Origin of the sequence: Pedobacter frigoris (assembly GCF_032678645.1) — a bacterium.
GTDB classification, from domain to species: domain Bacteria; phylum Bacteroidota; class Bacteroidia; order Sphingobacteriales; family Sphingobacteriaceae; genus Pedobacter; species Pedobacter frigoris_A.
In genome coordinates, this window is record NZ_JAVTSP010000003.1 from 298,648 (window position 1) to 323,684 (window position 25,037).

Here is a 25,037-nt window from a genome sequence, read left to right on the forward strand (position 1 = left end):
CCAAATGAAACCACTGATCTTAACGGCCCTTCTGGTAAGCGGACTTACCCTGGCTACGGTACAAATAACATCTGCGCAGCAGGATTCTACAAAAAAAGCGAAAGCTAAACAATTCGAAGTGGGGGAAGGCATCGGTATCAATATCGGTAAGCGGGATTCCACTGGAAAGATTACTTCTAAAGGCCGGTTTGTTGGAGGAATTACTTTTACACGCATGGATCTTGGCTTTAGCCGATTGGTAGATAATGGCAGCTTTACTTTGTCTCCTGAGAATGAATTTTTGGATTATAAGGGAGGAAAAACAAGTACTTTCTCTTTTGATATCCTTCAAATGGGCTATCGCTTTAATGAGCATTTTAAAATTTATGTAGCGGGTGGTTTTGACTGGACACATATTAGATTACGTAAAGACATTACGATCCAAAGGAACCAACAGCAGCTTACCTACGTGCAGGATGATATCCATTATTCAAAAAACCGGTTCTCGAGCAGTTATGTGCATATTCCCCTGAACTTTGAATTGAGAACGAAAGAAAATGATAATGGCAACAGGTTTTACTTTGTAATTGGGCCGGAAGTAGGGTTTCTCTTAAATGGGAAAGTAAAACAGGTGAGTGAGGAAAATGGAAAACAGAAATTCAAAGATGATTACAGGTTTCAGGCCTTTAGATACGGAGGAACTGTAAGGTTTGGCTACAATGGTCTGGGATTGTTTGCAAAAGTTTATGCAAATGATATGTTTGCCAGTGCACCGCAAAAAGGGCTGACCAATATGTCATTCGGAGTGACCTTTGGATTGAATTAATAGACACATATACACACAAATAAGACCAATCCCGTAGCATTTGCTGCGGGATTTTTTGTAAATTTAGTTGACCTTCCCTATGATGAAAATAAGATATATCTTCTCTACACTACTATTGCTGATAACACTCAGCGTCAAAAGCCAGCAATTTTATTTTCCCAAAGCAGCTTATGCCGATACAGCAAAATTGAAAACAGCCATGTCGGCACTTTCTTTGCAAATACTTGCGAAATTGGATAAAATAAAAGACAAAGAAATGTCTGATATTTACTTGCAATCCGTAAACCAGAGTATTTCAGGTCAGTACAGGGAGTCACTAAATAGTATCAATAGGCTTAGGGATGAAGTTATTAAGGGCGGGAAAATAGATACAGGAGCGAGTTTTGGGGTAATGTTCATTAACGAATGCTACAACCAGATCAGACTGATGCAGGCAGAAGGCAGAGGTGCTGAGGTATCGATAGAGGAATTGTTCAAAATCACATTTCCCATTGCCCTCGAAAACTTAGGGAAACTTGCAAAGACGATTGCACTTGAACCATTTTCTATGGATGTTTCAGCTATTGAAAAACAATGGCAGGTGATACTCGAAAAGAGACGTAGCCTTCAGAAGGATAGCTTATCTCTGGATGAGGCGGATGATTTTTCACAAGCTTATTTTCAGCATTGGCTGTATAGTCGCTTTGTTCCTGTCGGTAAGAAAGTGTTGTCCACATTGGATAACAGCAATTACATCATTCAGGATAGTGTGATGATCAAAATGCGTGATGGGGTGGAACTTTCTGCTGTTATTGTAAGAAGTAAAAAGACTGAATTATCACAACCGGTGGTATTGATTGCCAACATCTATTCAGGACCTGGAGAAGTAGAAATGGCTAAAGAAATTGTTAACAATGGATATACAGGCGTGATCTTAAATACAAGGGGAAAGTATGTATCTGATGCTATGATTGAGCCTTTTGAGCATGATGCTAATGATGTGTATGACGCAATAAATTGGATCAGTCAGCAAAGCTGGTGTAATGGTAAGGTAGGAATGTATGGCGGCAGTTATTTGGGTTTTACACAATGGGCAGCGACAAAGGTGATGCATCCGGCCTTAAAGACCATTGTACCGCAGGTTGCTGCAGCACCAGGGATAGATTTTCCAATGCACAATAATACGTTTACCACTTATATGCTGCGCTGGTTAAATAATGTGACTGCGAGTAAGGGGACTGAATGGGCTGAATTTAGTAATATTGAGAAATGGGACCAGACTTTTAACAATTGGTACCTGAGTAACAAACCGTTTCATTCGCTGGATAGTATAGAAGGCAGGCCGAATACGATATTTCAGCGTTGGTTGAAACATCCTTCTTATGATGCCTACTGGCAAAAAATGATTCCTTATAAAGAAGAATTCCGTAAAATTAATATTCCGGTTTTAAGCATTACAGGATATTTTGACGGCGATCAGAAGGGGGCTCTTTATTATTTTAAAGAACATAATTTCTGGAATCCAAAAGCAAATCATTATTTGGTGATAGGCCCGTATGATCATGGAGGAGCTCAAGGTAGTCCCTCTCCGTTAGTAAATGGTTATCCTATTGACCAAAGTGCAAAAATTGATATCAGTAAACTGGTTTTTCGTTGGTTTGACTATATATTAAAAGATAGTGTAAAACCAGAGCTGTTAAAAGAAAAGGTGAACTACCAGGTAATGGATGAAAATCAGTGGAAACACGCCGCATCACTAAAGACAATGAATAATGGCAGCCTTCAGTTTTACTTGTCACCGCTAAAAAATGGGCAGCTAAATAAACTGGTTGTCAAACCAGAGGCTAATGCCGTTATACAACAGCAGCGCGAATTTTTGGACCGTAAAAAGGAAAAAGTATCTGATACTTACAAGTTGTTGGAAGATTCATTGGATGTCGATGGGAGACTGGGATTTGTCTCAGAAGTTTTTGACAGGGACTTTTCAATTAATGGTTCTTTTACCGCCGAGTTATATGCAGCTATCAATAAAAAAGATATGGATATTTCTGTTCAGCTTGTTGAGCAGCGGGCTGATGGTAAATGTTTTTCTTTATCGACCTCCTTACAGCGTGCGAGTTATTCAAAAAATAGAAGTAAAAGAGAACTTATTACCCCAAATATAGTCAGCCATATTCCAGTGACAGGTTCATTCATCAGTAAAAAAATTAGTAAAGGAAGCAGACTTGTGTTTTTGATTGGGATCCCCAAAGGAGCTTATGTGCAGATCAATTATGGAACAGGAAAAGATGTGAGTGTTGAATCTGTTGCCGATGGCAAGGAGCCCCTCCGAATAAAATGGTCAGGAAAAAGCTCGATCCATATTCCGGTACAGAGGAATTGATTTATATTTACACTGTGGAAGAACAGATCATCAGCGTTAGAAACCTCAGCAAGCAATACCAGACGGAACAGGCTTCCGGTATTCGGAATATTAGTTTTGAGATAAAAAAAGGTAGTATTGTCGCTATTATCGGAGAAAGCGGGAGTGGCAAATCAACACTCCTTAAATCTATTTATGGCTTACTAAAAGTAGACGAAGGAGAGGTATTCTATAATGGTAAACGCGTTCTTGGACCGGATGAACAATTGATTCCAGGGCATAAGGAGATGAAAATGGTGACACAGGATTTTTCATTGAATATTTATGCAAAGGTCTATGACAACATAGCTTCCATGCTTTCCAATACAAACGTGCAAACCAAGCATGAAAAAACAATGGAAATGATGCGTCATTTGCACATTGATCATTTGAAGGATAAGAAAATAGTTGCTTTAAGCGGGGGTGAACAACAGAGAGTGGCCATAGCCAGGGCTTTGGTAAGTGATATTTCTGTTTTATTACTTGACGAGCCTTTCAGTCAGGTAGATGCTTTATTGAAAAATCAACTGCGAGCAGACATAAAGAGAATTGCTGCGGATACGGGCGTGACTGTAATTATGGTTTCACATGATCCCGCAGATGGATTGTTTCTATCAGACGAACTATTGATCATAAAAGACGGGATACTCTTGCAGCGTGGCTCTCCCTCACAGATCTATAATCATCCGGATCATATTTATACAGCACAGATATTGGGCAATGCGGTTGTGTTGCAGGCTGCAGAAGCTGAAAAACTTGGCATTCAAACTGATGCTGCACAAGTTGTTTTTTATCCAGAATGGGTAGAATTGAAAAGCTCCTGGAATAGCCGGCGTTTTGAGGTGAAAGATGTGTATTATAAAGGTTTTTATGAAGAACTATTGTTGGAACGAAATGGTGTTACAATCAGGGCTATTCAATTGAACAGAGGCGAGCATAAAAAGAATGATCATGTACAGGCAAATATTAACAAGTTTTTAGCATTTTAGATAGCGTACTATGAGGTTAAGACTTTTATTTCCATTTATACTATTTTCTTTATCTGGTTTTGCACAACAAAATAACCATGCTGATGCAGTAAAAAAAGAGGATTTTAGAGATGACTGGGCTGCTTTGCGACATTACCAAAAAGAGAATCTGGAATTGCCCTCTCCGGCAAAGAATGAAAAACGTGTGGTGTTTTTAGGGAGCTCTATTTTTGAGTACTGGAAAAACCATATGCCGGAATTTTTTAACAACAACGCTTATATAGATCGTGGCATTAGCGGACAAATTTCGCCTCAGCTGCTCATCCGATTCAGACAAGATGTTATTGATTTGAAACCAAAAGCTGTGGTTATTCTAGCAGGTAGTAATGACATTGCAGGGAGTACCGGGCATGTCACGAATGAAGTGATTATGAATAACATCAGGTCGATGAGTGAACTGGCTAAGCTGCATGGTATCAAAGTAATTCTATGTGCATATCTTCCGGTATTTGAATATCCGTGGAGAAAAGAACTGGAGCAGCCTGCTGAAAAGATTAAATCCCTGAACAGGGAGATTGAGCAGTATGCAAAGGATAATAAATTTACGCTGTTGGATTATTTTACGCCATTGGTAGATGAACGTGGAGGGCAGCGGAAGGAGTTGACCCTTGATGGAGTTCACCCCAATTTGGAAGGATATAAGATTATGGCCATTGCAACAGAAAAGGCCATAGAGAAGACATTAAAATAAATTATTATGACAGAGAAGGCCAGAAACATAGATGAATATATTTCGGGATTTCCAGAGGATGTGAGGAAAATCCTTGAGGAGGTACGCGCTACGATCCGTGAAGCCGCCCCCGAAGCGGAAGAAACAATAGGTTATGCAATGCCGACCTTTAAACTCAATGGAAATCTGATTCATTTTGCTGCGTATAAAAATCATATTGGCTTGTATCCGACTCCAAACGGGATAGAAGAATTCAAGGAGGAGCTTTCCAGATACAAAGGGGCTAAAGGCTCCGTACAATTCCCGATTGATAAACCAATGCCTTTAGATCTGATCAGTCGGATTACTAAATTCAGAGTAGAGGAGAATTTAAAGTTGCCGGTAAAGAAGAAAAAATAACCGTAAATACATTCTATGAAAAAAATATTGTTCCTGACTTTATTAGCCACAGGATATTACACTGCTGCTTTTTGTCAGCAAGAAGACGTTACTAAAGAAGCGCTTAAGAAAAAGTACGAAAACTCTGACATCGATAAAGAACTCAGAAAGAAGATGCAGTCAGACGACAAATATCCGGACAGCATAGTCTTAGCTCCTTTGCATTTTGTAAACTCTTTCATTAAGCTGGATACTGCAAAATTTGAATTCAGCAGTATTTCTTTAGATGTAGAAGTGAAAACCAAAGTTCCAAAGAGTTATAGCTTTTATATTTCCCCTTTCAATGGTGCGATTAATGGAATGCCTTTTTATGCTGGAATTCAGACAAAATCGGGAGGTAAGCCAATTGAGGGAGGAAATGATATCAGCATCGGCAGGGGTGGAATTTTTTCGAGGTGGATGGAACGGGATAAAGGTGCACTAAAGACGGAGGGTTACTACTCTAGCAGTGATGCTGAAGGTGATTTTATCAGTATCCGAAACAAAGTAAAATGGGATAAGGGAACTTACCGCCTCACACTTTATAAATCAGGTGAGATAGAAGGTAAACCTCTCCCTCAAAATTATAAAAGCAAAGAAATCATGTTTACCTGGGGTGAGTATGAGCATAGCTGGGTTACTATGACGGTTGAGAATTTGAAAACAAAAGAAAAAACCATAATCGGATCTCTTGCATTTCCGGGTAAGAAGCTAATGTTTAACGCTCAGAATATAGTTTTCCTTGAACAATATGGAGCTGTCATCAACTTCGCTAAAGAAGCTCCTAAGTCTATGTATGGGGTCATCAATTACAAAGAGCTTCCGGATGTAAAACTGGATATAAAGAATATCATGGTAAACGGTAGATTGATTAAACCGGCTGAAGTTATTACTTATCATAACCGGACACATCATCCTGAACAGTCTAAGATAGCTATGCCGATTCCTATTTTGTCCGAAGCTAACTATGATCCTAAGACAGGGGTCATCAGTTATGATGTGGGAGCTTTTAAAAGCTGGAAATAAAAAAGGCGGTGTTTTTGTTAAACACCGCCTTTTTCATAGGATTATAATTGAGTCCTTTATGGTTGAAATTGAGAAGGTATGACCACGATTTTAGCCTTCATAGCCTGCGTTGGTTTAACAGGTAAAAGGTCTTGATTATCCGAACTTTGTATGTTGATGTGTATTCCTCCATTATATAGTTCATAGCTGTAAGCATTACCATTCCAGGTAAAAGGAACTTGTATTTGGCTGCTGCTCATAGCTGGATGATCCAAATACACTAAAACCCCTTCGTCGTCAAGCGTTATTCCATCTACTTCAGGTATGTCTAAAGTTGCAGTATGCATTTCTCCATTATTAGAAGTAATCCACGAACCTGGCTGTATCGTATAAACGTAGGTCCTGTTAGGTGTTTCCTGAATGATGGTGTCTTTTTTGCATGACACCAGGCCCAGCGTGGTGGTGCAAAGGATTAAAAATAGGAGCTTTTTCATGTGATTTGTGTGTTTTTGAAAATAGTTAAGCAAATCTGCTGCCATAAAATTATTAACTATAGGTTTGTTCAATTTTGTAATTAAAATGTTATGTAAAATAATGATGCTTTGACCTATGGTAAATTTTGTGAAAATGGTCATAAGCAGATAAATATTTCCGTATAATTGGAATCGAATTGTACTGCCGTTAACAATGAACATAAAAAGAAGTATCACCAAAAGATGGAATAAACTTTTGGGTAAGAAAGAAAAAAAGACCATTGATAGTGGTATTATTAATTTTTATCAGACCAATTATCAAAAGGATGTGCTCATTTCTTACCTGATACTCCCATTTCAGGAATCAAACGATTTCAAGCATCAGAACTACCGTACTGCGCATATCGTCGCAGAAAGCTTTTCTGAACTTGGTTATAATGTGGATGTCTATAATTTCTCTGATACCCCTGAGATCAACTACAGTAAGTATTCCGTAATCTTTGGCTTTGGTGATTGTTTTGAAAGATCATTTTATGATGCTAACAGACAAATTTCAAGAATTCACTTTATTACTGGAGCGCATGATTATCTTCATAATTCCATGAGCCTGAGGTCGGTGCAGGACTTTTATGCATTGTCAGGATTATGGCTTCCTAAGGATGGCCTTGTATTACCAGGCAGTACTTATTATGCAATGTTTGACGCCGATTTTGCGATCATTCTGGCCCATGGCGATGTATTGGATCATTTCAAATCGGAGTTTAAAAACAAGGCCTATTCTTTAAATAACAACATATTGAATGCTTTTTCTGGTTTGGAAAGGAAAAGTGTAGCATCAAGAAATAAGAATTTTCTCTTTCTTTGCGGAGGAAGAGTCATCAATAAGGGGCTGCATATCCTTCTTGAAGTTGCCAGGTCAAGAAAGGACTTATGCTTTTATATTATCATTCCTTATCTGGATGAATCACTACAAAACCATTATAAGGATGTTTTAGATGACAATGACCATGTAATTCTACTGAAGAATATTCCTATGAATTCTGAAGCGATGAGAAATGCTGTAAATTCCTGCAGTTATTCCATCACTCCAAGTTATGTTGACGGTTTGCCAGGCGGAACTATTGAGCCGATGTCTGCCGGTCTGGTGCCTATAGTGAGTAAGTATTGCGGCTTTCCACACAAGGATTTTATCTTCGAAATGGAAGAGTTGTCAGTTTCAGGACTAAACGATGCTATAGGTAAAGTATTGGCATTGGATGATCAGCAATATGTTGATTGTAGTAATGCAGTGAAAGATTATGCCTGCGAACAATTTGCTCCGGATAACGTTAAGAAGGAACTCATTAAAATATTAAAAGAAGAAAACTTATAAACAGAAAATGGCAGCCTGAAAAGGCACGATCGTCATCCTGAATTTATTTCTGGATCCCGGCCATGTTATTAGGCCTTCCTTAAGCGGGATCCTGAAATAAATTCAGGATGACGGCAAGAATAAATTACTTCTCTTTTCGTACAGCATTTTATATCAACACCCGGTTACACGAGGTATTCAAACAAGGTTTGATCGTTGTTCAGTTCAATAATCTCAAACTTAAACTCTTTCATTCTGGCTACCAGCGATTCGTAGTCTGAACGGTTTGCTAACTCAATGCCTACAAGGGCAGGGCCATTTTCACGGTTCGTTTTCTTGATGAATTCAAATCTGGTAATGTCATCATGAGGGCCAAGTACATTATTGACGAATAGTTTCAATGCACCTGGTCTTTGAGGAAAGCGTACGATGAAGTAATGCTTTAATCCTTCAAAAAGCAAAGATTTCTCTTTGATTTCCTGCATGCGCTCAATGTCGTTGTTGCCGCCACTTACGATACAAACTACATTTTTACCTTGTATCTCGTCTTTGATCTGATCCAGTGAAGCCACAGCAAGGGCACCCGCAGGTTCCACTACAATGGCATCTTCGTTATACAGTTTTAAAATTGTAGTGCAGATTTTTCCTTCAGGTATTAACAGCATCTGATCCAGCAGTTCAGTACAATACTGGTAAGTAAGGCTACCCACTTTCTTTACTGCCGCGCCATCTACAAAACGGTCTATCTCATCCAGTAATACCGGTGCACCGTTTTCCAGGGCAAGTTTCATAGAAGGTGCACCTTCCGGTTCCACACCAATCAGCTGTACAGAAGGTTTTAATCCTCTTAAGTAACTGCCTACACCTGATGCTAATCCGCCACCGCCAATAGGCATCACGACAACGTCAAGCTCAGGAAGATCTTCGAAAACCTCTACACCTACAGTTCCTTGTCCTTCTATGACTTTTTCATTGTCAAAGGGAGGGATGAAAGTCATCTGATGTTCAGCCGTATAAGCGATTGCTTCTCTTAAACAGTCATCAAAAGTGTCGCCCACCAAAACAATCTCAATATGAGAGCCGCCAAACATTTCTGTTTGTTTTACTTTTTGTTTAGGTGTAATTTCAGGCATAAAAATTACGCCTTTAATGTTCAGCTTCTTACATGAATGGGCCACTCCCTGAGCATGGTTACCCGCACTTGCACACACCACACCTTTTGCTACCTGCTCCGGTTGCAAAGTGCTGATCATGTTGTAAGCACCTCTTAATTTATAAGAACGTACCACCTGCAAATCTTCCCTTTTCAGGTAAATATTTGCATTATATTTTTCAGAAAGTCCCGCATTATATTCTAAAGGTGTACGTTTTACCGTTCCTTTCAATCGCTCTGCCGCTGCAACAAAATCTAACTCCACTACTTTTTCTGTATTCATGTTTATTGAATTTATTGTACCTGAGCTTTCAAAACCTCGTTAGCCAAAAACAAGACGTCTTCATCGTTGATGTGTCCTTTTTCGTCAGCCAATACTAAGAAGCGTTCGTAAACCAGGTCTAAATTTGCTTTATCCAACTGATGTCCTAATCTCTCCAAATGATGTTTTAGGGCGTGACGGCCACTTCTTGCAGTTAAAACAATATCTGCAGAACCTACACCAACATCTTCTGGCTTTATGATCTCATAATTTTCCCTGTGTTTTAAGAAACCATCCTGATGGATGCCAGAGCTGTGTGCAAATGCATTCTGTCCTACAATGGCTTTATTAGGCTGTACAGGCATGCGCATCATACTGCTCACCATATCGCTGATCTGTCTGAAGTGCTTGCTATTGATATTGGTATGCAAATTCAGATCGTGGTGTGTTTTTAAGATCATCGTTACCTCTTCCAATGCGGTGTTACCTGCGCGCTCTCCAATACCGTTGATGGTACATTCTACCTGACGGGCACCGTTGATGATACCAGATAAACTGTTTGCTGTAGCCAGACCAAGGTCATTATGGCAATGCACAGAAATGATCGCCTGATCAATATTCTTTACATTTTCTTTCAGAAAACGGATCTTCGAACCGTATAATTCAGGTAAGCAATAACCATTGGTGTCGGGGATGTTAACCACCGTAGCACCAGCTGCAATTACAGCTTCAACCATTTGCGCAAGGAATACATTGTCTGCACGGCCTGCATCTTCAGCATAAAACTCAATGTCCTCTACAAATTGCTTTGCATATTTAACAGCTTCAACTGCACGCGCTAAGATGTCTTCCCGGGTGCTGTTGAATTTATATTTAATGTGCATATCAGATGAACCGATACCAGTATGGATACGCGGACGTTTTGCAAATTTAAGTGCAGCTACGGCAGCGTCGATATCACCTTTATTGGCGCGGGTCAGCGCACAAATCACAGGCTCTGATACGGCTTTAGATAATTCCACAACACTCTGAAAATCGCCAGGACTTGAAATAGGGAATCCTGCTTCAATCACGTCAACCCCTAGTGCTTCCAACGCTTTTGCAATTTCTACTTTTTCGGGTGTAGCCAACTGGCAACCCGGCACTTGTTCGCCATCACGTAAGGTGGTGTCGAATATATAGACTCTATTTGGATCGTGTAACATAAATTTAGGGGTTTAATTGGTGTAAGCTGTTTGTGCGATAAATTTTAAAACAAGTTTGCCCATTTCTTTGGTGCCCAATACATTATAAGGATTGGTTGTTCCATCGGCAATGTCATTGGTACGGAAGCCTTCTTTGAGTGCTTTGTCAACCGCGGCGACAACTACTTTAGCTTCTTCTTTCAGACCAAAGCCTATTTCGAGCATCAGTGCTACAGACAGGATAGATGCAAGCGGGTTAGCGAGGTCTTTACCTGTAATGTCGTGGGCAGAACCATGGATTGGTTCAAAGAAACCTGTTCCATCGCCTATAGAAGCTGAGGCCAGCATACCCATCGAACCAGCAATTTGAGAAGCTTCGTCAGTCAGGATATCACCAAATAGGTTCGCTGTAAGTACCACATCAAACTGTTTCGGATCCTTGATCAGTTGCATCGCTGCATTGTCGATGAACATGTGCTCAGTTTTCACTTCAGGATATTCTTTCGAAATCGCTTGTACTGTTTCTCTCCAAAGTCTTGAACTTTCCAATACATTAGCCTTATCTACAGAACATAACCTTTTGTTACGTTGCATTGCTGCTTCATAAGCTTTTCTTGCGATTCTTTCAACTTCGTAGCGGTGATAGATCATCAAATCTGAAGCAGTATTTCTGTCCTCAGAGCGGGTTTTCTCACCGAAGTAAACATCTCCTGTCAGCTCTCTGAAAAATAAAATATCTGTGCCTTTTAAGATGCTTGCCTTGATGCTTGAAGCATTCAGTAACTCATCAAATAGCAGGATAGGGCGTAGGTTTGCATATAGTCCAAGTTCTTTGCGAATCTTTAACAAACCTTGTTCAGGGCGTACTTTAAGAGAAGGATCATTGTCATACATAGCATGGCCTACAGCACCAAAAAGTATGGCATCACTTTTTTTCGCTTTTTCCAGTGTTTCATCGGGTAGGGGATTGCCTGTTGCTTCTATAGCGGCGTGACCCATCAGGGCTTCGTCAAAAGTAAATTCATGACCAAAATCTTCAGCAATTTGCTCTAAAATTGCTTTACCCCATGTGGTAACTTCAGGTCCGATGCCATCGCCTGGTATAACTAGTATGTTCTTCTTCATTGTACTTGTGTTTTATGTTCAGGCCGTTTCGAGGTTCTCCACACTCTTGACGACCTTTAATATGTTTTCTACGGTTTTTACTTGACCGTTTTCTAATAAAATTCTTTTCTCTATACACGCCGGTAGCTGCGATTCAAAATGACCCACGTAAATAAGTGTTGTCCCATTTTTACACAGCTCGTCTACCAGGCGGTTAAAATGTTTGGTTTGCTGCTGGTCTAATCCCTGACAAGGCTCATCCAAAATCAGTAGCTGAGGGTTTTTTATAATTGTGCGCGCCAGCAGCGCCAGTCTTTGTTTTCCTAATGGAAGGGTATTCATCAGCACATTTTGGTACTCGTCCAGTCCGAAATAACTGATCAGTTCATTGGCCTGGGCAGTTTTGGTGTAGCCTGGTTCACAAAATAAACCTGAGCTGTCATAAAACCCTGAAACAACGCTTTCCCATACTGTCGCAGAGGCATCAAAATACCAATGCAGTTCAGGCGAGATTAAACCAATACGCTCCTTGATTTCCCAAATGCTTTCACCACTTCCTCTTTTATGGCCAAACAAATAAAACTCGTTTGCATAAGCCTGAGGATGATCAGCACAGATTAAACTCAATAAAGTCGATTTACCTGAACCGTTAGGCCCCTGTAAAACCCATTTCTCACCTGATTTTACTTCCCAGTTGATGTTCTTTAATACCTGTTTCTCGCCGTAACTGATGTTCACATCAACCATTTTAATTACTGTCGACGAAGAAGGTACAGGAGCTTCGTTTAGGAATGAAGGAACAGACTTTTCACTTATTTCCAGTACATCGTATGTTCTTTCGCCTTCAGTAATTACATGGAGCTTACCCTCACTGATAGCTGCATAGCGGTTGATTACAGCGGGTAATTCATTGTCATTGCTGACCAGGATCAGTTGCATTCCATCTCTACAAAATGATTCCAGTAAGGTATTCAGGTTTTGACGGGAAAGGGTGTCCAGCCCATTGTAAGGCTGGTCAAGGATCAAAAGCTGTGGTTTTAACCACAGCGCTTTAATGATCTGCAATTTTTTATGTTCTCCGCTTGATAGTTCAATTAGTGCTGAATTTTTTAATGCAGAGAAACCCAATGCATTTATCAGACTTTCGACAGCACTGAACTCCAGCCCATGTTTTTTGCCATAACTTTCCAGTTCGGCTTTTACAGTAGCCGTAGTAGGAGTAGCCTGACTGTTGTAGCGTTGTTGGTAATAGAAATTTGATTGTCCTTCCAAGTCTTTAAACTGGTACCAGTTGGCCACATAGTGAACCAAAGCCGGTAGTTTGCTTTCAGGATTAAAGTTGGTTTCAATATTGCCATAGACATGCGAAATGCCTGCCATGGCCTTTGCCAATGATGTTTTGCCACTTCCGCTTTTCCCACACAATAACCAATTTTCACCGGGATGGATTACCCAGTTCAAATCCTTTAGTACCACATGATGGTGATACTTCAGGTTAAGGTTTGTGATATGGACGACGGGGTTTGACATTATCTCGCTTGCTCGAATGCTTCTATTAATTGTTTTTGGTTCAATATGAAATCTATGTCATCATAGCCATTGATCAGGCATGATTTTTTATAAGGATTGATCTCAAAGTCTGTTTTTTCTGCAGTGGCAACGATCGTTACCGTCTGGTTTTCCAGGTCAACGTCCAGCTGTGCTTTATTGTCCTGATCTACTGCTTTAAAAATAGCAGCAAGGAAATCTTCGCTTACCTGGATAGGTAAAAGACCATTGTTCAATGCATTTCCTTTGAAAATATCAGCAAAAAAGCTGCTGATCACGACATCAAAACCGGCATCCTGAATTGCCCAGGCAGCGTGCTCACGGCTGCTTCCGCAACCAAAGTTTTTACCAGCCACCAATACTTGTCCCTTGTAGGCAGGATCGTTTAGCACGAAATCCGCTTTAGGCGTATTGTCGCCATTGTAACGCCAGTCGCGGAACAGGTTTTCACCAAAACCTTCGCGGGTAGTGGCTTTTAGAAACCTCGCCGGGATGATCTGGTCGGTATCAATATTCTCTATATTTAAAGGCACTACTGCCGATGTTAATCTTTCGAATTTCCTCATCTTCTTCTTGTTTTAAGCTTCAACCAACAAATCCCTTACATCTGTAATTTTTCCGGTTACGGCTGCTGCTGCTGCTGTAAGCGGACTTACCAGCAAAGTTCTGGCGTCAGGACCCTGACGGCCCTCAAAATTCCTGTTGGAAGTAGACACACAGTATTTTCCTGCAGGAATCTTATCCTCGTTCATACCCAGACATGCACTGCATCCTGGTTCACGAAGCTGGAAGCCTGCCTCTTCAAAGATTTTATCTAAACCTTCATTCTTCGCCTGCTGTTCTACCTGTTTAGAACCCGGAACAATCCATACAGTCACGTTTTCCGCTTTCTGTTTGCCCTTCACAAATTCAGCTACTTCACGTAAATCTTCAATACGTGAGTTGGTGCAGCTGCCAATGAAAACATAATCCACAGGTTTTCCGATCAATGAAGCATTGTCGTCAAAGCCCATATAATCCAATGCTTTTTGGTAAGACAATTGCTCTTTATCTGGTTGTGAACTGGTTGCAGGAATATTTTCTTTAATACCCATACCCATACCCGGATTGGTTCCGTAAGTAATCATAGGGGCAATGTCTTCTGCTTCGAAAGTCAATACGCTATCAAATTTCGCATCAGCATCGCTGTACAAAGTTTTCCAGTAAGCAAGTGCTTTTTCCCACTCTGCACCTGCAGGAGCAAACTCTCTGCCTTTGATGTAATCGAAAGTAATCTGATCAGGAGCAATCAATCCGCCTCTGGCACCCATTTCGATACTCATGTTACAGATCGTCATGCGCGCTTCCATACTTAAAGCTTCAATGGCCGAACCTGCATATTCAATAAAATATCCTGTACCACCGGCAGCAGAAATTTTAGCAATGATGTATAAAATAATGTCTTTAGCAGTTACACCCTTTCCTAATGTGCCGTTCACTTCAATTTTCATGGTCTTAGGTTTCTGCTGCAATAGACATTGCGTCGCAAAAACCTGTTCTACCTGAGAAGTACCTATGCCAAAAGCAATAGCACCAAAAGCACCATGCGTAGATGTATGACTATCACCGCAAACCATAGTTTTACCCGGTAAAGTGATGCCAAGCTCCGGACCAATTACGTGAACGATCCCCTGAAAAGGGTGACCCAAACCATACAGCTCAATACCAAATTCTGCACAGTTTTTAGTCAGCATATCTACCTGATAGCGCGAAAGTTCTTCTTTGATTGGCTGCAGTTGATTGATCGTAGGCACGTTATGGTCGGCTGTAGCTACAGTTTGTTTTGGACGAAGCACAGGTAAGCCTCTTTTGCGCAAACCATCAAATGCCTGCGGAGAAGTTACCTCATGAATCAAGTGTGTATCTATGTACAAAATATCAGGAAATCCTGCTTCACTTTTTACAACGTGTGCATCCCAAATTTTTTCTACTAATGTTTTTGACATTTTATTCTTTTTTGTAAACCTTAGCGATCCTGAAACCGCTAAGGCTTGTGTTATTTTATGCAGTTTTAATCGCTTTCATAGCAGTCATTGCTTTTCTCAATTCAGCACCGATCTGCTCCACCTGATGTGAGCGGAGAGCTTCATTTACAGCAATTAAAGTTCTGTTATCTACAGCGCCATCTTTTCCTTCATTGAAGTTTTTACCCACTAAATCGGTATCTACTCTTGTCATGAAGTCTGCCAGAAGCGGCTTACAAGCAGCGTCAAACAGGTAACATCCGTATTCTGCAGTATCAGAAATTACACGGTTCATTTCGAATAGTTTCTTACGTGCAATGGTATTTGCAATAAGCGGAGTCTCGTGTAACGATTCGTAGTAAGCAGACTCAGGTTTGATACCAGCCTGAACCATCGTTTCGAAAGCCAGTTCAACACCTGCTCTTACAAAAGCAACCATCAAAGTATAGTTGTCGAAATATTCCTGCTCACCGATTTTTACATCACCTGCCGGAGTTTTTTCGAAAGCGGTCTCGCCAGTAGCAGCACGCCATCCCAATAGGTTTTTATCACCATTAGCCCAATCTTCCATCATGATACGGCTAAATTCGCCACTCATAATGTCATCCTGGTGTTTCTGGAACAAAGGACGCATAATGGTCTTCAATTCCTCAGAGATCTCAAAAGCTTTGATTTTAGCAACATTGCTTAGTCTGTCCATCATGGCAGTGATACCACCTTGCTTCAAAGCTTCAGTGATTACCTCTACACCATACTGAACCAGTTTAGAAGCATAGCCTGCATCGATTCCTTTTTCAATCATTTTATCGAAAGAAAGGATAGAGCCAGTTTGCAATAAACCGCAAAGGATAGTTTGCTCACCCATTAAGTCAGATTTTACTTCTGCTACAAAAGATGATTTCAATACACCAGCTCTGTGACCACCTGTTCCCACACAATATGCTTTAGCTTGTGCCAAACCTTTTCCTTCAGGATCGTTTTCAGGGTGAACAGCGATTAGCGTAGGTACACCAAATCCTCTTACATATTCTGCTCTTACTTCGCTACCAGGACATTTAGGAGCCACCATAATTACAGTAATGTCTTTACGGATCTGCATGCCTTCCTCAACAATGTTGAAGCCATGTGAATACAATAATGTAGCCCCTTGTTTCATCAACGGCATTACTGCATTTACTACAGCAGTGTGCTGCTTATCAGGAGTAAGGTTGATCACCACATCAGCGTCAGGAATCAATTCCTCATACGTACCAACAGTAAAGTTGTTGTCTGTCGCATTTTTCCATGAATCTCTTTTGCCTTCAATCGCTTCTTTACGTAAAGTATAGGCAATATTTAAACCACTATCTCTTAAATTTAAACCCTGGTTAAGACCTTGGGCACCGCAACCTACGATTACCAGTTTTTTACCTTTTAATGCATTTACGCCATCCAGGAATTCAGAACTGTTCATGAAATCGCAAACACCTAGTTGGTTTAATTTTTCTCTAAGAGGTAGTGTGTTAAAATAATTTGACATCTTTTTATCTTTTTTGATTAAGGTTCGTTTAATTTTTATCTATTGTTATTAATTGCTTTTTTTATTGATGATGCGCATCCATAGTGAAAGGCATCATGTACCGGGAAAAATTGAAATGCATCATTCGTATTGTTCAGCTGCACTCCATAGCTGGTCATAAAACCATGATAGCTAGTGAAAATGTTGTTCTTCAGGTCAGTTTCAAGTACGTCTATCGTACTAACCATTAGATTTTTCAGTGTTTCAATTTCTGCTTGTTCAATGAACCGCTCTGGTTTTGTTCCTTTCTGGTAATCTGAAATCAACGCTTTATCAATTTTTGGTTCGATACCAGCCAGTTTATAACATAGCAACTGCTGACTCACAATGATATGTCCAAAATTCCAGATCATATTATTGTTGAAACCTGCCGGTACTTCATTCAGCTCTTCTAAAGACGAGGCTTCGATCAACTGAGTAAAGTTTTTACGGGTTTGTCTGATGATTGCTAATAATTGTTCCATTACATCTGTTGGTTACATGCTGAACACGTTCTTTTCTTTATCCAGGAATTCGTTCTCGATCACATCTTCACCTGGTTCCCTGCGCTCAAATTCTCTCAGTTTACGGTTAAAACCATCGCTGTCCTTGATGATAGCTACTCTGGCACTCCTGACAAATTCAATCAGTCCATAAGGTTGAAGCACTTCAATCAGCTTATCAGTTTCCTCGCGGTGACCTGTTGTTTCAAATACTGTATAGTCCTTACGGATCACAACAGCCCTTGCACCAAATTCACGCAGCAGACGCTCTACCGGTGCACGTTCGGCAATCGTATCTGTAGGTACCTTATAAAGAGCCATTTCCTGCCAGATGATATCCTCATTCGTATTGTAATATACCTTCAATACCTCTACTTGTTTTTCGATTTGACGGGAAAGTTTGCGCACTACTTCTTCAGTCTCGTGAATAAGAATGTTAAAGCGGTGGATGTGCTCAATCTCGGAAGGAGAGGTGTTTAAGCTTTCAATATTTATCTTTCTTCTTGAAAAGATGATGGCTATACGGTTAAGTATGCCGATTCTATTTTCGGTATATACAGTAATCGTAAATTCCTGTTTTCCGTTTAATTCTGTTTCGTTGGAATTGCTCATGATCTTCTAATTATTTAAGTCTGATTTCGCTTACACTCATACCTTGTGGCACCATTGGGAATACATTATTCTCCTTAGCCACCATTACTTCTAGAAGATAAGACCCTTTGTGGTTCAGCATTTCTTCTAATGCTCCAGCAAGGTCTTCACGTTCTTCCACCCTTTTACCTGCGATGTAATAAGAATCTGCAAGTTTTACAAAATCAGGGCTGGTAATGTCTACAAAAGAGTAGCGTTTTTCGTTAAATAATTCCTGCCACTGACGAACCATTCCTAAGAATCTGTTGTTCAGGATCAGTATCTTAACATCTACACCAAACTGCATAATCGTACCCAGTTCCTGTAAGGTCATCTGGAAACCACCGTCACCTATAATAGCTACAACAGTTCTGTCTGGCGCACCAAATTTAGCACCGATTGCTGCAGGTAATCCAAAACCCATTGTCCCCAAACCACCACTGGTGATATTGCTTCTGGTATTGTTGAATTTAGCGTAACGGCAAGCCACCATCTGATGCTGACCAACGTCAGTTACAATCACCGCGTCACCTTTAGTCAATACATTCAATTGGTTCAGTACCTCACCCATGGTCATTTCACCGCTTTCAGGGTTCAGCTCTTTTTGTATGACCGTATCAAGCTCAGTTTTATCATAAGCCCTGAACTCAGCCAGCCATTCAGTATGCTGTTTTTCTTCAATAAGTTCTGTAAGCAGCGGCAAGGTTTCTTTACAGTCGCCCCAAACAGGAACATCTGCTTTTACGTTTTTATCGATCTCAGCAGGGTCAATGTCCAGGTGAACGACTTTCGCCTGTTTTGCATATTTATCCAGACGTCCAGTTACACGGTCATCAAAACGCATTCCGACAGCAATCAATACATCACAAGCATTGGTTTGCACGTTAGGGCCGTAGTTACCATGCATCCCCAGCATACCTACATTTAGAGGATGGTCTGTAGGAATGGCACCGGCACCCAAAATGGTCCATGCAGAAGGGATACCACTTTTTTCTACAAAAGCTTTAAATTCCTGTTCCGCACTACCCAATAAAACACCTTGTCCGAATAACACAAAAGGCTTCTTCGCAGAGTTGATCAAAGCTGCAGCCTGCTCAATATATTCTTTCCTTACCAATGGCTTTGGGCGGTAGCTGCGGATATGCTCACAAGGAGTATAGCCTTCATATTCGAACATTTGCAACTGCGCATTTTTGGTGATGTCGATCAGTACGGGACCTGGTCTTCCACTTCTTGCAATATAAAATGCTTTTGCAAGTACAGAAGGGATCTCTGTAGCATCAGTGATCTGATAATTCCATTTGGTCACAGGCGTAGTGATGTTGATCACATCTGTTTCCTGGAAAGCATCAGTACCTAAAAGATGCGCAAATACCTGTCCGGTGATGCATACCATTGGTGTACTGTCTATCTGTGCATCAGCCAAGCCTGTTACCAGGTTGGTAGCGCCTGGTCCGCTGGTGGCAAATACCACACCCACTTTTCCAGAAGTACGCGCATAACCTTGTCCGGCATGTGTGCCACCTTGTTCATGACGTACCAGAATATGTTTTAATTTATCTTTATAATCGTATATCGCATCATAAATCGGCATGATGGCACCACCAGGGTAACCAAATATTGTATCCGTGCCTTCAGCGATCAGGCCTTCCAGTAGAGCCACAGATCCAGAAACAGTGATTGTCTTTTTAGGTTCTGTTAATGTGGTAGCTTCCTCTTGTGCTGTATCCATTGTTTTATTATTAGTTGTAGGGGTTTCTAGTTAATTAATCAGTGTAGGCATCTGTAACACAGCCTTCGCTGGCATTACTTACCTGTTTAATGTATTTATAAAGTACGCCCTTGGTGACGGGTGGTGGCAGTTGTTGCCATACAGCCCTGCGTGTAGCCAATTGTTCTTCATTCAGGTGTACATCTATAGAGTTGTTCACTGCATCAATCGTAATGATGTCATCATCATGTACCAGTGCAATATTTCCTCCGTCCCAGGCCTCAGGGGTAATGTGACCTACCACAAATCCATGTGTACCTCCAGAGAAACGACCATCTGTGATCAATGCTACTGATTTGCCCAGTCCGGCACCAATGATCAATGAAGTAGGTTTTAGCATCTCAGGCATGCCCGGTGCACCTTTAGGGCCCACTTGTCTGATTACGACTACATCTCCGCTTTTTACACGTCCACTCTGGATACCGGCCATTAAAGATTTCTCTCCGTCAAACACTCTTGCAGGGCCAGTGAATTTTTCACCTTCCTTGCCGCTGATCTTAGCTACGGCACCTTTTGTTGCCAGGTTTCCATAAAGCATCTGCAGGTGACCGGTTTCTTTAATCGGGTTTTCAACAGGGAAGATGATCTTTTGAGTTTCAAAATCCAGGTCTATTGCATCAGCAACATTTTCAGCAATTGTGTTACCCGTTACAGTCAGGCAGTCGCCATGGATCAGTCCAACTTTCAATAAATATTTCATTACCGCGGGTACACCACCGATTTCATGAAGATCTTCCATCAGGTAAGTGCCACTTGGCTTCAAGTCGCCAAGTACAGGCGTACTGTCACTGATTCTTTGGAAATCTTCCAGCTTCAGGTTCAATCCTACAGATTTTGCCATAGCAATCAGGTGAAGCACCGCATTTGTAGAACCTCCCAATACCATCACGAGTACTATTGCATTGTGAAATGCTTTCTCAGTCATGATGTCTGAAGGCAAGATATTTCTTTCCAGCAGGATACGGATGTATTTTCCTGCGGCTATACATTCATTCTTTTTCTCCTCACTTATCGCAGGGTAAGAAGAACTGTAAGGTAAGCTCATGCCCAATGCTTCAATAGCTGAAGCCATTGTGTTTGCAGTGTACATACCTCCACATGCTCCTGCACCAGGACAAGTGTGTTTGATGATCCCCTGGAAATCCTCCTCATTTAAATTTCCAGCAAGCTTTTGTCCCAGCGCTTCAAAAGCAGAAACAATATTCAGCGACTGACCTTTATATTTTCCTGAATGGATACTACCTCCGTATACCATAATAGAAGGACGGTTTAAACGACCCATTGCCATGATAGAGCCGGGCATGTTCTTGTCGCAACCTGGGATGGTAATCAGACCATCATAGTATTGTCCGCCGCAGATCGTCTCAATAGAATCCGCGATCACGTCTCTTGATACCAGGGAATAACGCATTCCTTCAGTTCCGTTAGACATCCCGTCGCTCACTCCGATAGTACCGAAGGTCAATCCCACCATATCATTTTTCCAGACACCTTCTTTTACAATTTGAGCAAGATCATTTAAGTGCATGTTGCAGGTATTCCCATCATATCCCATGCTTGCAATACCGACTTGAGCCTTGTCCATATCTTCTTTGGTCAGGCCAATTCCGTAAAGCATGGCCTGAGCAGCCGGCTGAGTAGGGTCTTGTGTAAAAGTTTTACTGTATCTGTTGATTTCTGGTGTTTGTGACATATTAGGTCTGTTTCTTATTTTGTATTAGGTATGTTTTGTTTTATTGTATATATAGCTATATGATAACTTCATAGTTCTGTTTTTCAAGCACTAAACATTTATAAGTGCGTTGAATAGTTGCTCCTGCACTTTCAGTCCATTTCATGGGGAAAGTGTATTCATCGATGGAAGCTATCCCCGCAATCTCTGTTGCCGTACCACAGAAAAATGCACTATCTGCATGTTTTAGGTCTTTTACTGTCAAATGCTTTTCAATGATTTCAATGTCAAGTATATGGCACAATTCAATCACTGTTGCGCGGGTGATGCCCGGTAAGATATTTCCAAGAGGAGGGGTGTACAATCTGCCATTTTTTTCAATGAAGATATTTGCTCCCGGTGCTTCAGCTATATTGCCAAACATATCCAGTAACAAGGCTTCATCAAATCCTTTTTTCTTAGCTTCGGTAGTGGCCAATATAGAGTTGACATAATTACCGCTCACTTTGGCCTCAATAGGAATAGACTTAGGGTTTGGGCGTTCAAATTCTGATACACAAACCTTTAATAATTTGTGTCCAAGATATGCATCCCACTCCCATACACAGATCATAATGGATGCCTCTTTTGCAGCACTTAATGACATGGCTGGTGGACAAAATATCAGCGGGCGGATGTACGCATCTTTCAAATTATTGATTTCCAGTAACCTGTATGTCTGTTTGATCAGCTTATTGATATCCCAGGTAAAAGGTATGTGAACCAATTCTGCGGATCGTTTCAATCTTTCAAAATGCTCCCTTGCTTTAAAGATCCGGGTACCGTTATGTGTACTGTAGGCCCTGATGCCCTCAAATACTGCGTAACCATAATGCAGCGACTGACCATATAAATCGGTGGTCGCTTCAGCGGCTTTTTCAAACCTGCCGTTTAAGTAAAGTATGGTATTTGAGTTGAAGTATTGCATTTTAGGTCTCGGTATGTTTTATTTTCGGTTGTTTCATTAAAAAAGCGCCACTTTTGGGTGGCGCTTGATTATTTTATGTATTAAATATTCATTTACAGCGCCTTTTCCTTCTGAATAATCAGGAGAAGAATTACATTAATAATGACAGTAATTAAGACGTTGATTGAAAGTTTCATTTCGTTTTTATTTAGTGTTGCTTTCTAGAATCCAATTTAGGTGTTGCTTCCTAGACTATCAATAGAAGAAGAAAAATAATTGAAAAAAAATATAATTCTGCTTTATTTGTTTATTTAAGTATTTAATTTCTTTTTTTGTATCTAAATCATATCTTACCATGGATGCTACTATACCAAATATGAAATCGGTATTCGGTATAGGTGTTATGCAAGCATTGTAAATTCTTTAATTTTCTGCCTAAAATCTGAAAAGTGATGTAAAAAGTTGATGAAAGTCACTTATTTAACTCTTCAGATTTCTTTTATTCATCCCGTTATTTTTTACTCTTGCAATCAGGGCCTCTCCATCCTGACTTTGCCGTCATCTCGACCTTAGGAAAGATCTCCTGAACTGTGCTGAATCAAGAGATCTCTCCCTTCGTTCGAGATGACAACCCTTTACTGAAGATGATCTAAGTTTTTGCCTTAAACATATTCCAACAAAAAAGCCCTTTGAAATTTTCAAAGGGCTTTTACAATATTATATGATTAAATATTATGCAACCCCTTCGGCTAAGACAATAATTTTGTTTTTTAAAACCTCAACGACACCGCCTTTAATAATAAAGGTATCATCGCCAGTTTTACTTTTAATAATTACTGGTCCGTCTTCTAAAGTTGAAATAATAGGGGCATGGTCTTTCAAAATCTGGAAAGAACCCATGGTACCCGGTACAGTAACTGCTGTTACTTCGCCTTCAAAAACTTTCTTATCTGGGGTTAATATTTCTAATGTCATAGTGCTAATACTAGTTTGCTTCAGCTAATAGTTTTTTACCTTTTTCTATAGCTTCTTCAATGCTTCCTACTAAGTTAAATGCAGCCTCAGGATATTCATCAACTTCACCATCCATGATCATGTTGAATCCTTTGATGGTATCTTTAATGTCAACCAATACTCCTTTTAAGCCTGTAAACTGCTCAGCTACGTGGAAAGGCTGAGATAAGAAACGCTGAACACGACGTGCGCGCGATACAACTAATTTATCTTCCTCAGATAACTCATCCATACCAAGGATGGCGATGATATCCTGAAGTTCTTTATAACGTTGTAAGGTTTCTTTTACTCTTTGAGCAGTGTTATAGTGTTCATCACCTAATACAGCTGGAGAAAGGATACGTGAAGTAGAATCCAATGGATCCACCGCAGGATAGATACCTAACTCAGCAATTTTACGTGACAATACAGTAGTCGCATCTAAGTGGGCAAATGTAGTTGCCGGAGCCGGGTCAGTTAAATCATCCGCAGGTACGTAAACCGCCTGAACAGATGTAATTGAACCACGTTTAGTTGAAGTAATACGCTCTTGCATCAGACCCATCTCAGTAGCAAGTGTTGGCTGGTAACCTACCGCCGAAGGCATACGACCCAATAGAGCCGATACCTCAGAACCTGCCTGAGTGAAACGGAAGATGTTATCAACGAAGAAAAGAATATCTTTTCCAGCGCCTTCTCCATCACCGTCACGGAAATATTCAGCAACTGTTAGTCCTGATAATGCTACACGTGCACGTGCACCAGGAGGCTCGTTCATCTGACCGAATACCAGAGTTGCTTTAGATTCTTTTAATTTTTCAGTGTCAACAGTTTTTAAATCCCATCCACCTTTTTCCATAGAATGAAGGAATTCTTCACCATAGTTGATTACACCAGATTCGATAAACTCACGTAAAAGGTCATTACCTTCACGAGTACGCTCACCAACACCAGCGAATACAGATAAACCAGCATATGCTTTCGCAATGTTGTTTACCAATTCCATGATCAATACTGTTTTACCAACACCCGCACCACCGAACAAACCGATTTTACCACCTTTTGCATAAGGCTCTAATAAGTCAATTACTTTAATACCTGTAAAAAGTACTTCAGTTTCAGTAGAAAGCTCATCAAATTTTGGAGGAGCATTGTGGATTGGACGACCACCTGTTTTATCAACAGTGTTGATACCATCGATAGCTTCACCAACAACATTGAATAAGCGACCTTTAATTTGATCACCAACTGGCATTTGAATAGGAGCACCAGTATCTACTGCTTTCATTCCGCGAACCAAACCGTCAGTTGAGTCCATCGCAATTGCACGAACGCGGTCTTCACCAAGATGTTGTTGAACTTCTAAAACGACTTTCTGTCCGTTTTCTTTTGTAATCTCTAATGCAGAGAAAATTTGAGGTAAATGAGCATCGTCAGCAAAACTCACGTCAACTACCGGTCCTATAATCTGCGCTATTTTTCCAATGTTAGGCATATATTGTTTTGGGTAAAATTATAAATATCAATTTGTTAAAGGCTGTTTTAGGAGCCCACAATTCGGTTTGCAAAGTTAAAATTTTTAAACAAGAATTGTATATATAA

The 25,037-nt window shown here is 40.5% G+C and carries 22 protein-coding genes; 7 read left to right on the forward strand and 15 right to left on the reverse strand.

Going from position 1 to position 25,037, the window contains the following annotated elements; genetic code table 11:
• Positions 1-4: 4 nt before the first annotated feature.
• The 6 genes from R2Q78_RS11770 (at position 5) to R2Q78_RS11795 (ending at position 6,326) form a co-directional block, all read left to right on the forward strand.
• A complete protein-coding gene (locus tag R2Q78_RS11770) occupies positions 5-805 on the forward strand; it encodes an outer membrane beta-barrel protein (RefSeq protein ID WP_316792085.1) in 801 nt (266 codons plus the stop codon).
• Between the two features lie 79 nt (positions 806-884).
• Positions 885-3,167 (forward strand): CocE/NonD family hydrolase, encoded by a 2,283-nt coding sequence (locus R2Q78_RS11775; RefSeq protein ID WP_316792086.1) that lies wholly within the window; start codon positions 885-887, stop codon positions 3,165-3,167.
• Positions 3,122-4,174 (forward strand): ABC transporter ATP-binding protein, encoded by a 1,053-nt coding sequence (locus R2Q78_RS11780; protein WP_316792089.1) that lies wholly within the window; start codon positions 3,122-3,124, stop codon positions 4,172-4,174. The genes R2Q78_RS11775 and R2Q78_RS11780 overlap by 46 nt, the downstream gene beginning before the upstream one ends.
• A gap of 10 nt (positions 4,175-4,184) precedes the next feature.
• On the forward strand, positions 4,185-4,904 hold the full coding sequence (locus tag R2Q78_RS11785; protein WP_316792091.1) for an SGNH/GDSL hydrolase family protein: 720 nt from the start codon (positions 4,185-4,187) through the stop codon (positions 4,902-4,904).
• A gap of 6 nt (positions 4,905-4,910) precedes the next feature.
• Positions 4,911-5,282: an iron chaperone gene (locus R2Q78_RS11790; RefSeq protein WP_316792092.1), complete on the forward strand. Its 372-nt coding sequence runs from the start codon at positions 4,911-4,913 to the stop codon at positions 5,280-5,282.
• 15 nt (positions 5,283-5,297) lie between these two features.
• On the forward strand, positions 5,298-6,326 hold the full coding sequence (locus tag R2Q78_RS11795) for a hypothetical protein (RefSeq protein WP_316792093.1): 1,029 nt from the start codon (positions 5,298-5,300) through the stop codon (positions 6,324-6,326).
• A 56-nt stretch (positions 6,327-6,382) separates the two neighbouring features.
• Here the strand turns inward: R2Q78_RS11795 and R2Q78_RS11800 are convergent, their stop codons facing one another.
• On the reverse strand, positions 6,383-6,799 hold the full coding sequence (locus R2Q78_RS11800; protein ID WP_316792095.1) for a hypothetical protein: 417 nt from the start codon (positions 6,797-6,799) through the stop codon (positions 6,383-6,385).
• Positions 6,800-6,992: 193 nt separating this feature from the next.
• Between R2Q78_RS11800 and R2Q78_RS11805 the strand changes: the two genes are divergently transcribed.
• Positions 6,993-8,150 (forward strand): glycosyltransferase, encoded by a 1,158-nt coding sequence (locus R2Q78_RS11805; RefSeq protein WP_316792096.1) that lies wholly within the window; start codon positions 6,993-6,995, stop codon positions 8,148-8,150.
• Positions 8,151-8,314: 164 nt separating this feature from the next.
• Here the strand turns inward: R2Q78_RS11805 and ilvA are convergent, their stop codons facing one another.
• From ilvA to atpD, 14 genes are all read right to left on the reverse strand, one after another.
• The gene (ilvA, locus tag R2Q78_RS11810) at positions 8,315-9,565 is read right to left on the reverse strand and encodes a threonine ammonia-lyase IlvA (RefSeq protein WP_316792098.1); all 1,251 of its coding nucleotides are present in this window, start codon (positions 9,563-9,565) and stop codon (positions 8,315-8,317) included.
• 11 nt (positions 9,566-9,576) lie between these two features.
• The gene (locus tag R2Q78_RS11815; RefSeq protein WP_316792100.1) at positions 9,577-10,749 is read right to left on the reverse strand and encodes a 2-isopropylmalate synthase; all 1,173 of its coding nucleotides are present in this window, start codon (positions 10,747-10,749) and stop codon (positions 9,577-9,579) included.
• Between the two features lie 12 nt (positions 10,750-10,761).
• A complete protein-coding gene (gene leuB / locus R2Q78_RS11820) occupies positions 10,762-11,853 on the reverse strand; it encodes a 3-isopropylmalate dehydrogenase (RefSeq protein WP_136833985.1) in 1,092 nt (363 codons plus the stop codon).
• Positions 11,854-11,871: 18 nt separating this feature from the next.
• Entirely contained in the window at positions 11,872-13,362 is a 1,491-nt protein-coding gene (locus R2Q78_RS11825; RefSeq protein ID WP_316792103.1) for an ATP-binding cassette domain-containing protein, read from the reverse strand.
• A complete protein-coding gene (leuD, locus tag R2Q78_RS11830) occupies positions 13,362-13,946 on the reverse strand; it encodes a 3-isopropylmalate dehydratase small subunit (protein WP_316792105.1) in 585 nt (194 codons plus the stop codon). Before leuD ends, R2Q78_RS11825 begins: the two co-directional genes overlap by 1 nt.
• A gap of 12 nt (positions 13,947-13,958) precedes the next feature.
• Positions 13,959-15,365: a 3-isopropylmalate dehydratase large subunit gene (leuC, locus tag R2Q78_RS11835; RefSeq protein ID WP_316792106.1), complete on the reverse strand. Its 1,407-nt coding sequence runs from the start codon at positions 15,363-15,365 to the stop codon at positions 13,959-13,961.
• Between the two features lie 55 nt (positions 15,366-15,420).
• Positions 15,421-16,902: a ketol-acid reductoisomerase gene (gene ilvC, locus R2Q78_RS11840; RefSeq protein WP_316792108.1), complete on the reverse strand. Its 1,482-nt coding sequence runs from the start codon at positions 16,900-16,902 to the stop codon at positions 15,421-15,423.
• A 35-nt stretch (positions 16,903-16,937) separates the two neighbouring features.
• Entirely contained in the window at positions 16,938-17,405 is a 468-nt protein-coding gene (locus R2Q78_RS11845; protein ID WP_316792110.1) for a DinB family protein, read from the reverse strand.
• 12 nt (positions 17,406-17,417) lie between these two features.
• Positions 17,418-18,035, reverse strand: coding sequence for an acetolactate synthase small subunit (gene ilvN, locus R2Q78_RS11850; protein ID WP_316792111.1), 618 nt, complete (start codon positions 18,033-18,035; stop codon positions 17,418-17,420).
• A gap of 10 nt (positions 18,036-18,045) precedes the next feature.
• Positions 18,046-19,785, reverse strand: a complete 1,740-nt coding sequence (gene ilvB / locus R2Q78_RS11855; RefSeq protein WP_316792113.1) for a biosynthetic-type acetolactate synthase large subunit — start codon at positions 19,783-19,785, stop codon at positions 18,046-18,048.
• A 34-nt stretch (positions 19,786-19,819) separates the two neighbouring features.
• On the reverse strand, positions 19,820-21,517 hold the full coding sequence (gene ilvD, locus R2Q78_RS11860) for a dihydroxy-acid dehydratase (protein ID WP_316792115.1): 1,698 nt from the start codon (positions 21,515-21,517) through the stop codon (positions 19,820-19,822).
• Between the two features lie 55 nt (positions 21,518-21,572).
• Positions 21,573-22,463, reverse strand: coding sequence for a branched-chain amino acid transaminase (locus R2Q78_RS11865; protein ID WP_316792117.1), 891 nt, complete (start codon positions 22,461-22,463; stop codon positions 21,573-21,575).
• Between the two features lie 711 nt (positions 22,464-23,174).
• Entirely contained in the window at positions 23,175-23,417 is a 243-nt protein-coding gene (atpC, locus tag R2Q78_RS11870) for an ATP synthase F1 subunit epsilon (RefSeq protein WP_316792119.1), read from the reverse strand.
• A 10-nt stretch (positions 23,418-23,427) separates the two neighbouring features.
• Positions 23,428-24,930: a F0F1 ATP synthase subunit beta gene (atpD, locus tag R2Q78_RS11875; protein WP_316792121.1), complete on the reverse strand. Its 1,503-nt coding sequence runs from the start codon at positions 24,928-24,930 to the stop codon at positions 23,428-23,430.
• Positions 24,931-25,037: the final 107 nt, after the last annotated feature.

Excerpts from the sequence above, each read along its gene's own strand:
- R2Q78_RS11770 (WP_316792085.1), top strand. The coding sequence starts at position 5 with ATGAAACCACTGATCTTAACGGCCCTTCTGGTAAGCGGACTTACCCTG.
- R2Q78_RS11775 (WP_316792086.1), top strand. The coding sequence starts at position 885 with ATGATGAAAATAAGATATATCTTCTCTACACTACTATTGCTGATAACA.
- R2Q78_RS11780 (WP_316792089.1), top strand. The coding sequence starts at position 3,122 with ATGGTCAGGAAAAAGCTCGATCCATATTCCGGTACAGAGGAATTGATT.
- R2Q78_RS11785 (WP_316792091.1), top strand. The coding sequence starts at position 4,185 with ATGAGGTTAAGACTTTTATTTCCATTTATACTATTTTCTTTATCTGGT.
- R2Q78_RS11790 (WP_316792092.1), top strand. The coding sequence starts at position 4,911 with ATGACAGAGAAGGCCAGAAACATAGATGAATATATTTCGGGATTTCCA.
- R2Q78_RS11795 (WP_316792093.1), top strand. The coding sequence starts at position 5,298 with ATGAAAAAAATATTGTTCCTGACTTTATTAGCCACAGGATATTACACT.
- R2Q78_RS11800 (WP_316792095.1), bottom strand. The coding sequence starts at position 6,799 with ATGAAAAAGCTCCTATTTTTAATCCTTTGCACCACCACGCTGGGCCTG.
- R2Q78_RS11805 (WP_316792096.1), top strand. The coding sequence starts at position 6,993 with ATGAACATAAAAAGAAGTATCACCAAAAGATGGAATAAACTTTTGGGT.
- ilvA (WP_316792098.1), bottom strand. The coding sequence starts at position 9,565 with ATGAATACAGAAAAAGTAGTGGAGTTAGATTTTGTTGCAGCGGCAGAG.
- R2Q78_RS11815 (WP_316792100.1), bottom strand. The coding sequence starts at position 10,749 with ATGTTACACGATCCAAATAGAGTCTATATATTCGACACCACCTTACGT.
- leuB (WP_136833985.1), bottom strand. The coding sequence starts at position 11,853 with ATGAAGAAGAACATACTAGTTATACCAGGCGATGGCATCGGACCTGAA.
- R2Q78_RS11825 (WP_316792103.1), bottom strand. The coding sequence starts at position 13,362 with ATGTCAAACCCCGTCGTCCATATCACAAACCTTAACCTGAAGTATCAC.
- leuD (WP_316792105.1), bottom strand. The coding sequence starts at position 13,946 with ATGAGGAAATTCGAAAGATTAACATCGGCAGTAGTGCCTTTAAATATA.
- leuC (WP_316792106.1), bottom strand. The coding sequence starts at position 15,365 with ATGTCAAAAACATTAGTAGAAAAAATTTGGGATGCACACGTTGTAAAA.
- ilvC (WP_316792108.1), bottom strand. The coding sequence starts at position 16,902 with ATGTCAAATTATTTTAACACACTACCTCTTAGAGAAAAATTAAACCAA.
- R2Q78_RS11845 (WP_316792110.1), bottom strand. The coding sequence starts at position 17,405 with ATGGAACAATTATTAGCAATCATCAGACAAACCCGTAAAAACTTTACT.
- ilvN (WP_316792111.1), bottom strand. The coding sequence starts at position 18,035 with ATGAGCAATTCCAACGAAACAGAATTAAACGGAAAACAGGAATTTACG.
- ilvB (WP_316792113.1), bottom strand. The coding sequence starts at position 19,785 with ATGGATACAGCACAAGAGGAAGCTACCACATTAACAGAACCTAAAAAG.
- ilvD (WP_316792115.1), bottom strand. The coding sequence starts at position 21,517 with ATGTCACAAACACCAGAAATCAACAGATACAGTAAAACTTTTACACAA.
- R2Q78_RS11865 (WP_316792117.1), bottom strand. The coding sequence starts at position 22,463 with ATGCAATACTTCAACTCAAATACCATACTTTACTTAAACGGCAGGTTT.
- atpC (WP_316792119.1), bottom strand. The coding sequence starts at position 23,417 with ATGACATTAGAAATATTAACCCCAGATAAGAAAGTTTTTGAAGGCGAA.
- atpD (WP_316792121.1), bottom strand. The coding sequence starts at position 24,930 with ATGCCTAACATTGGAAAAATAGCGCAGATTATAGGACCGGTAGTTGAC.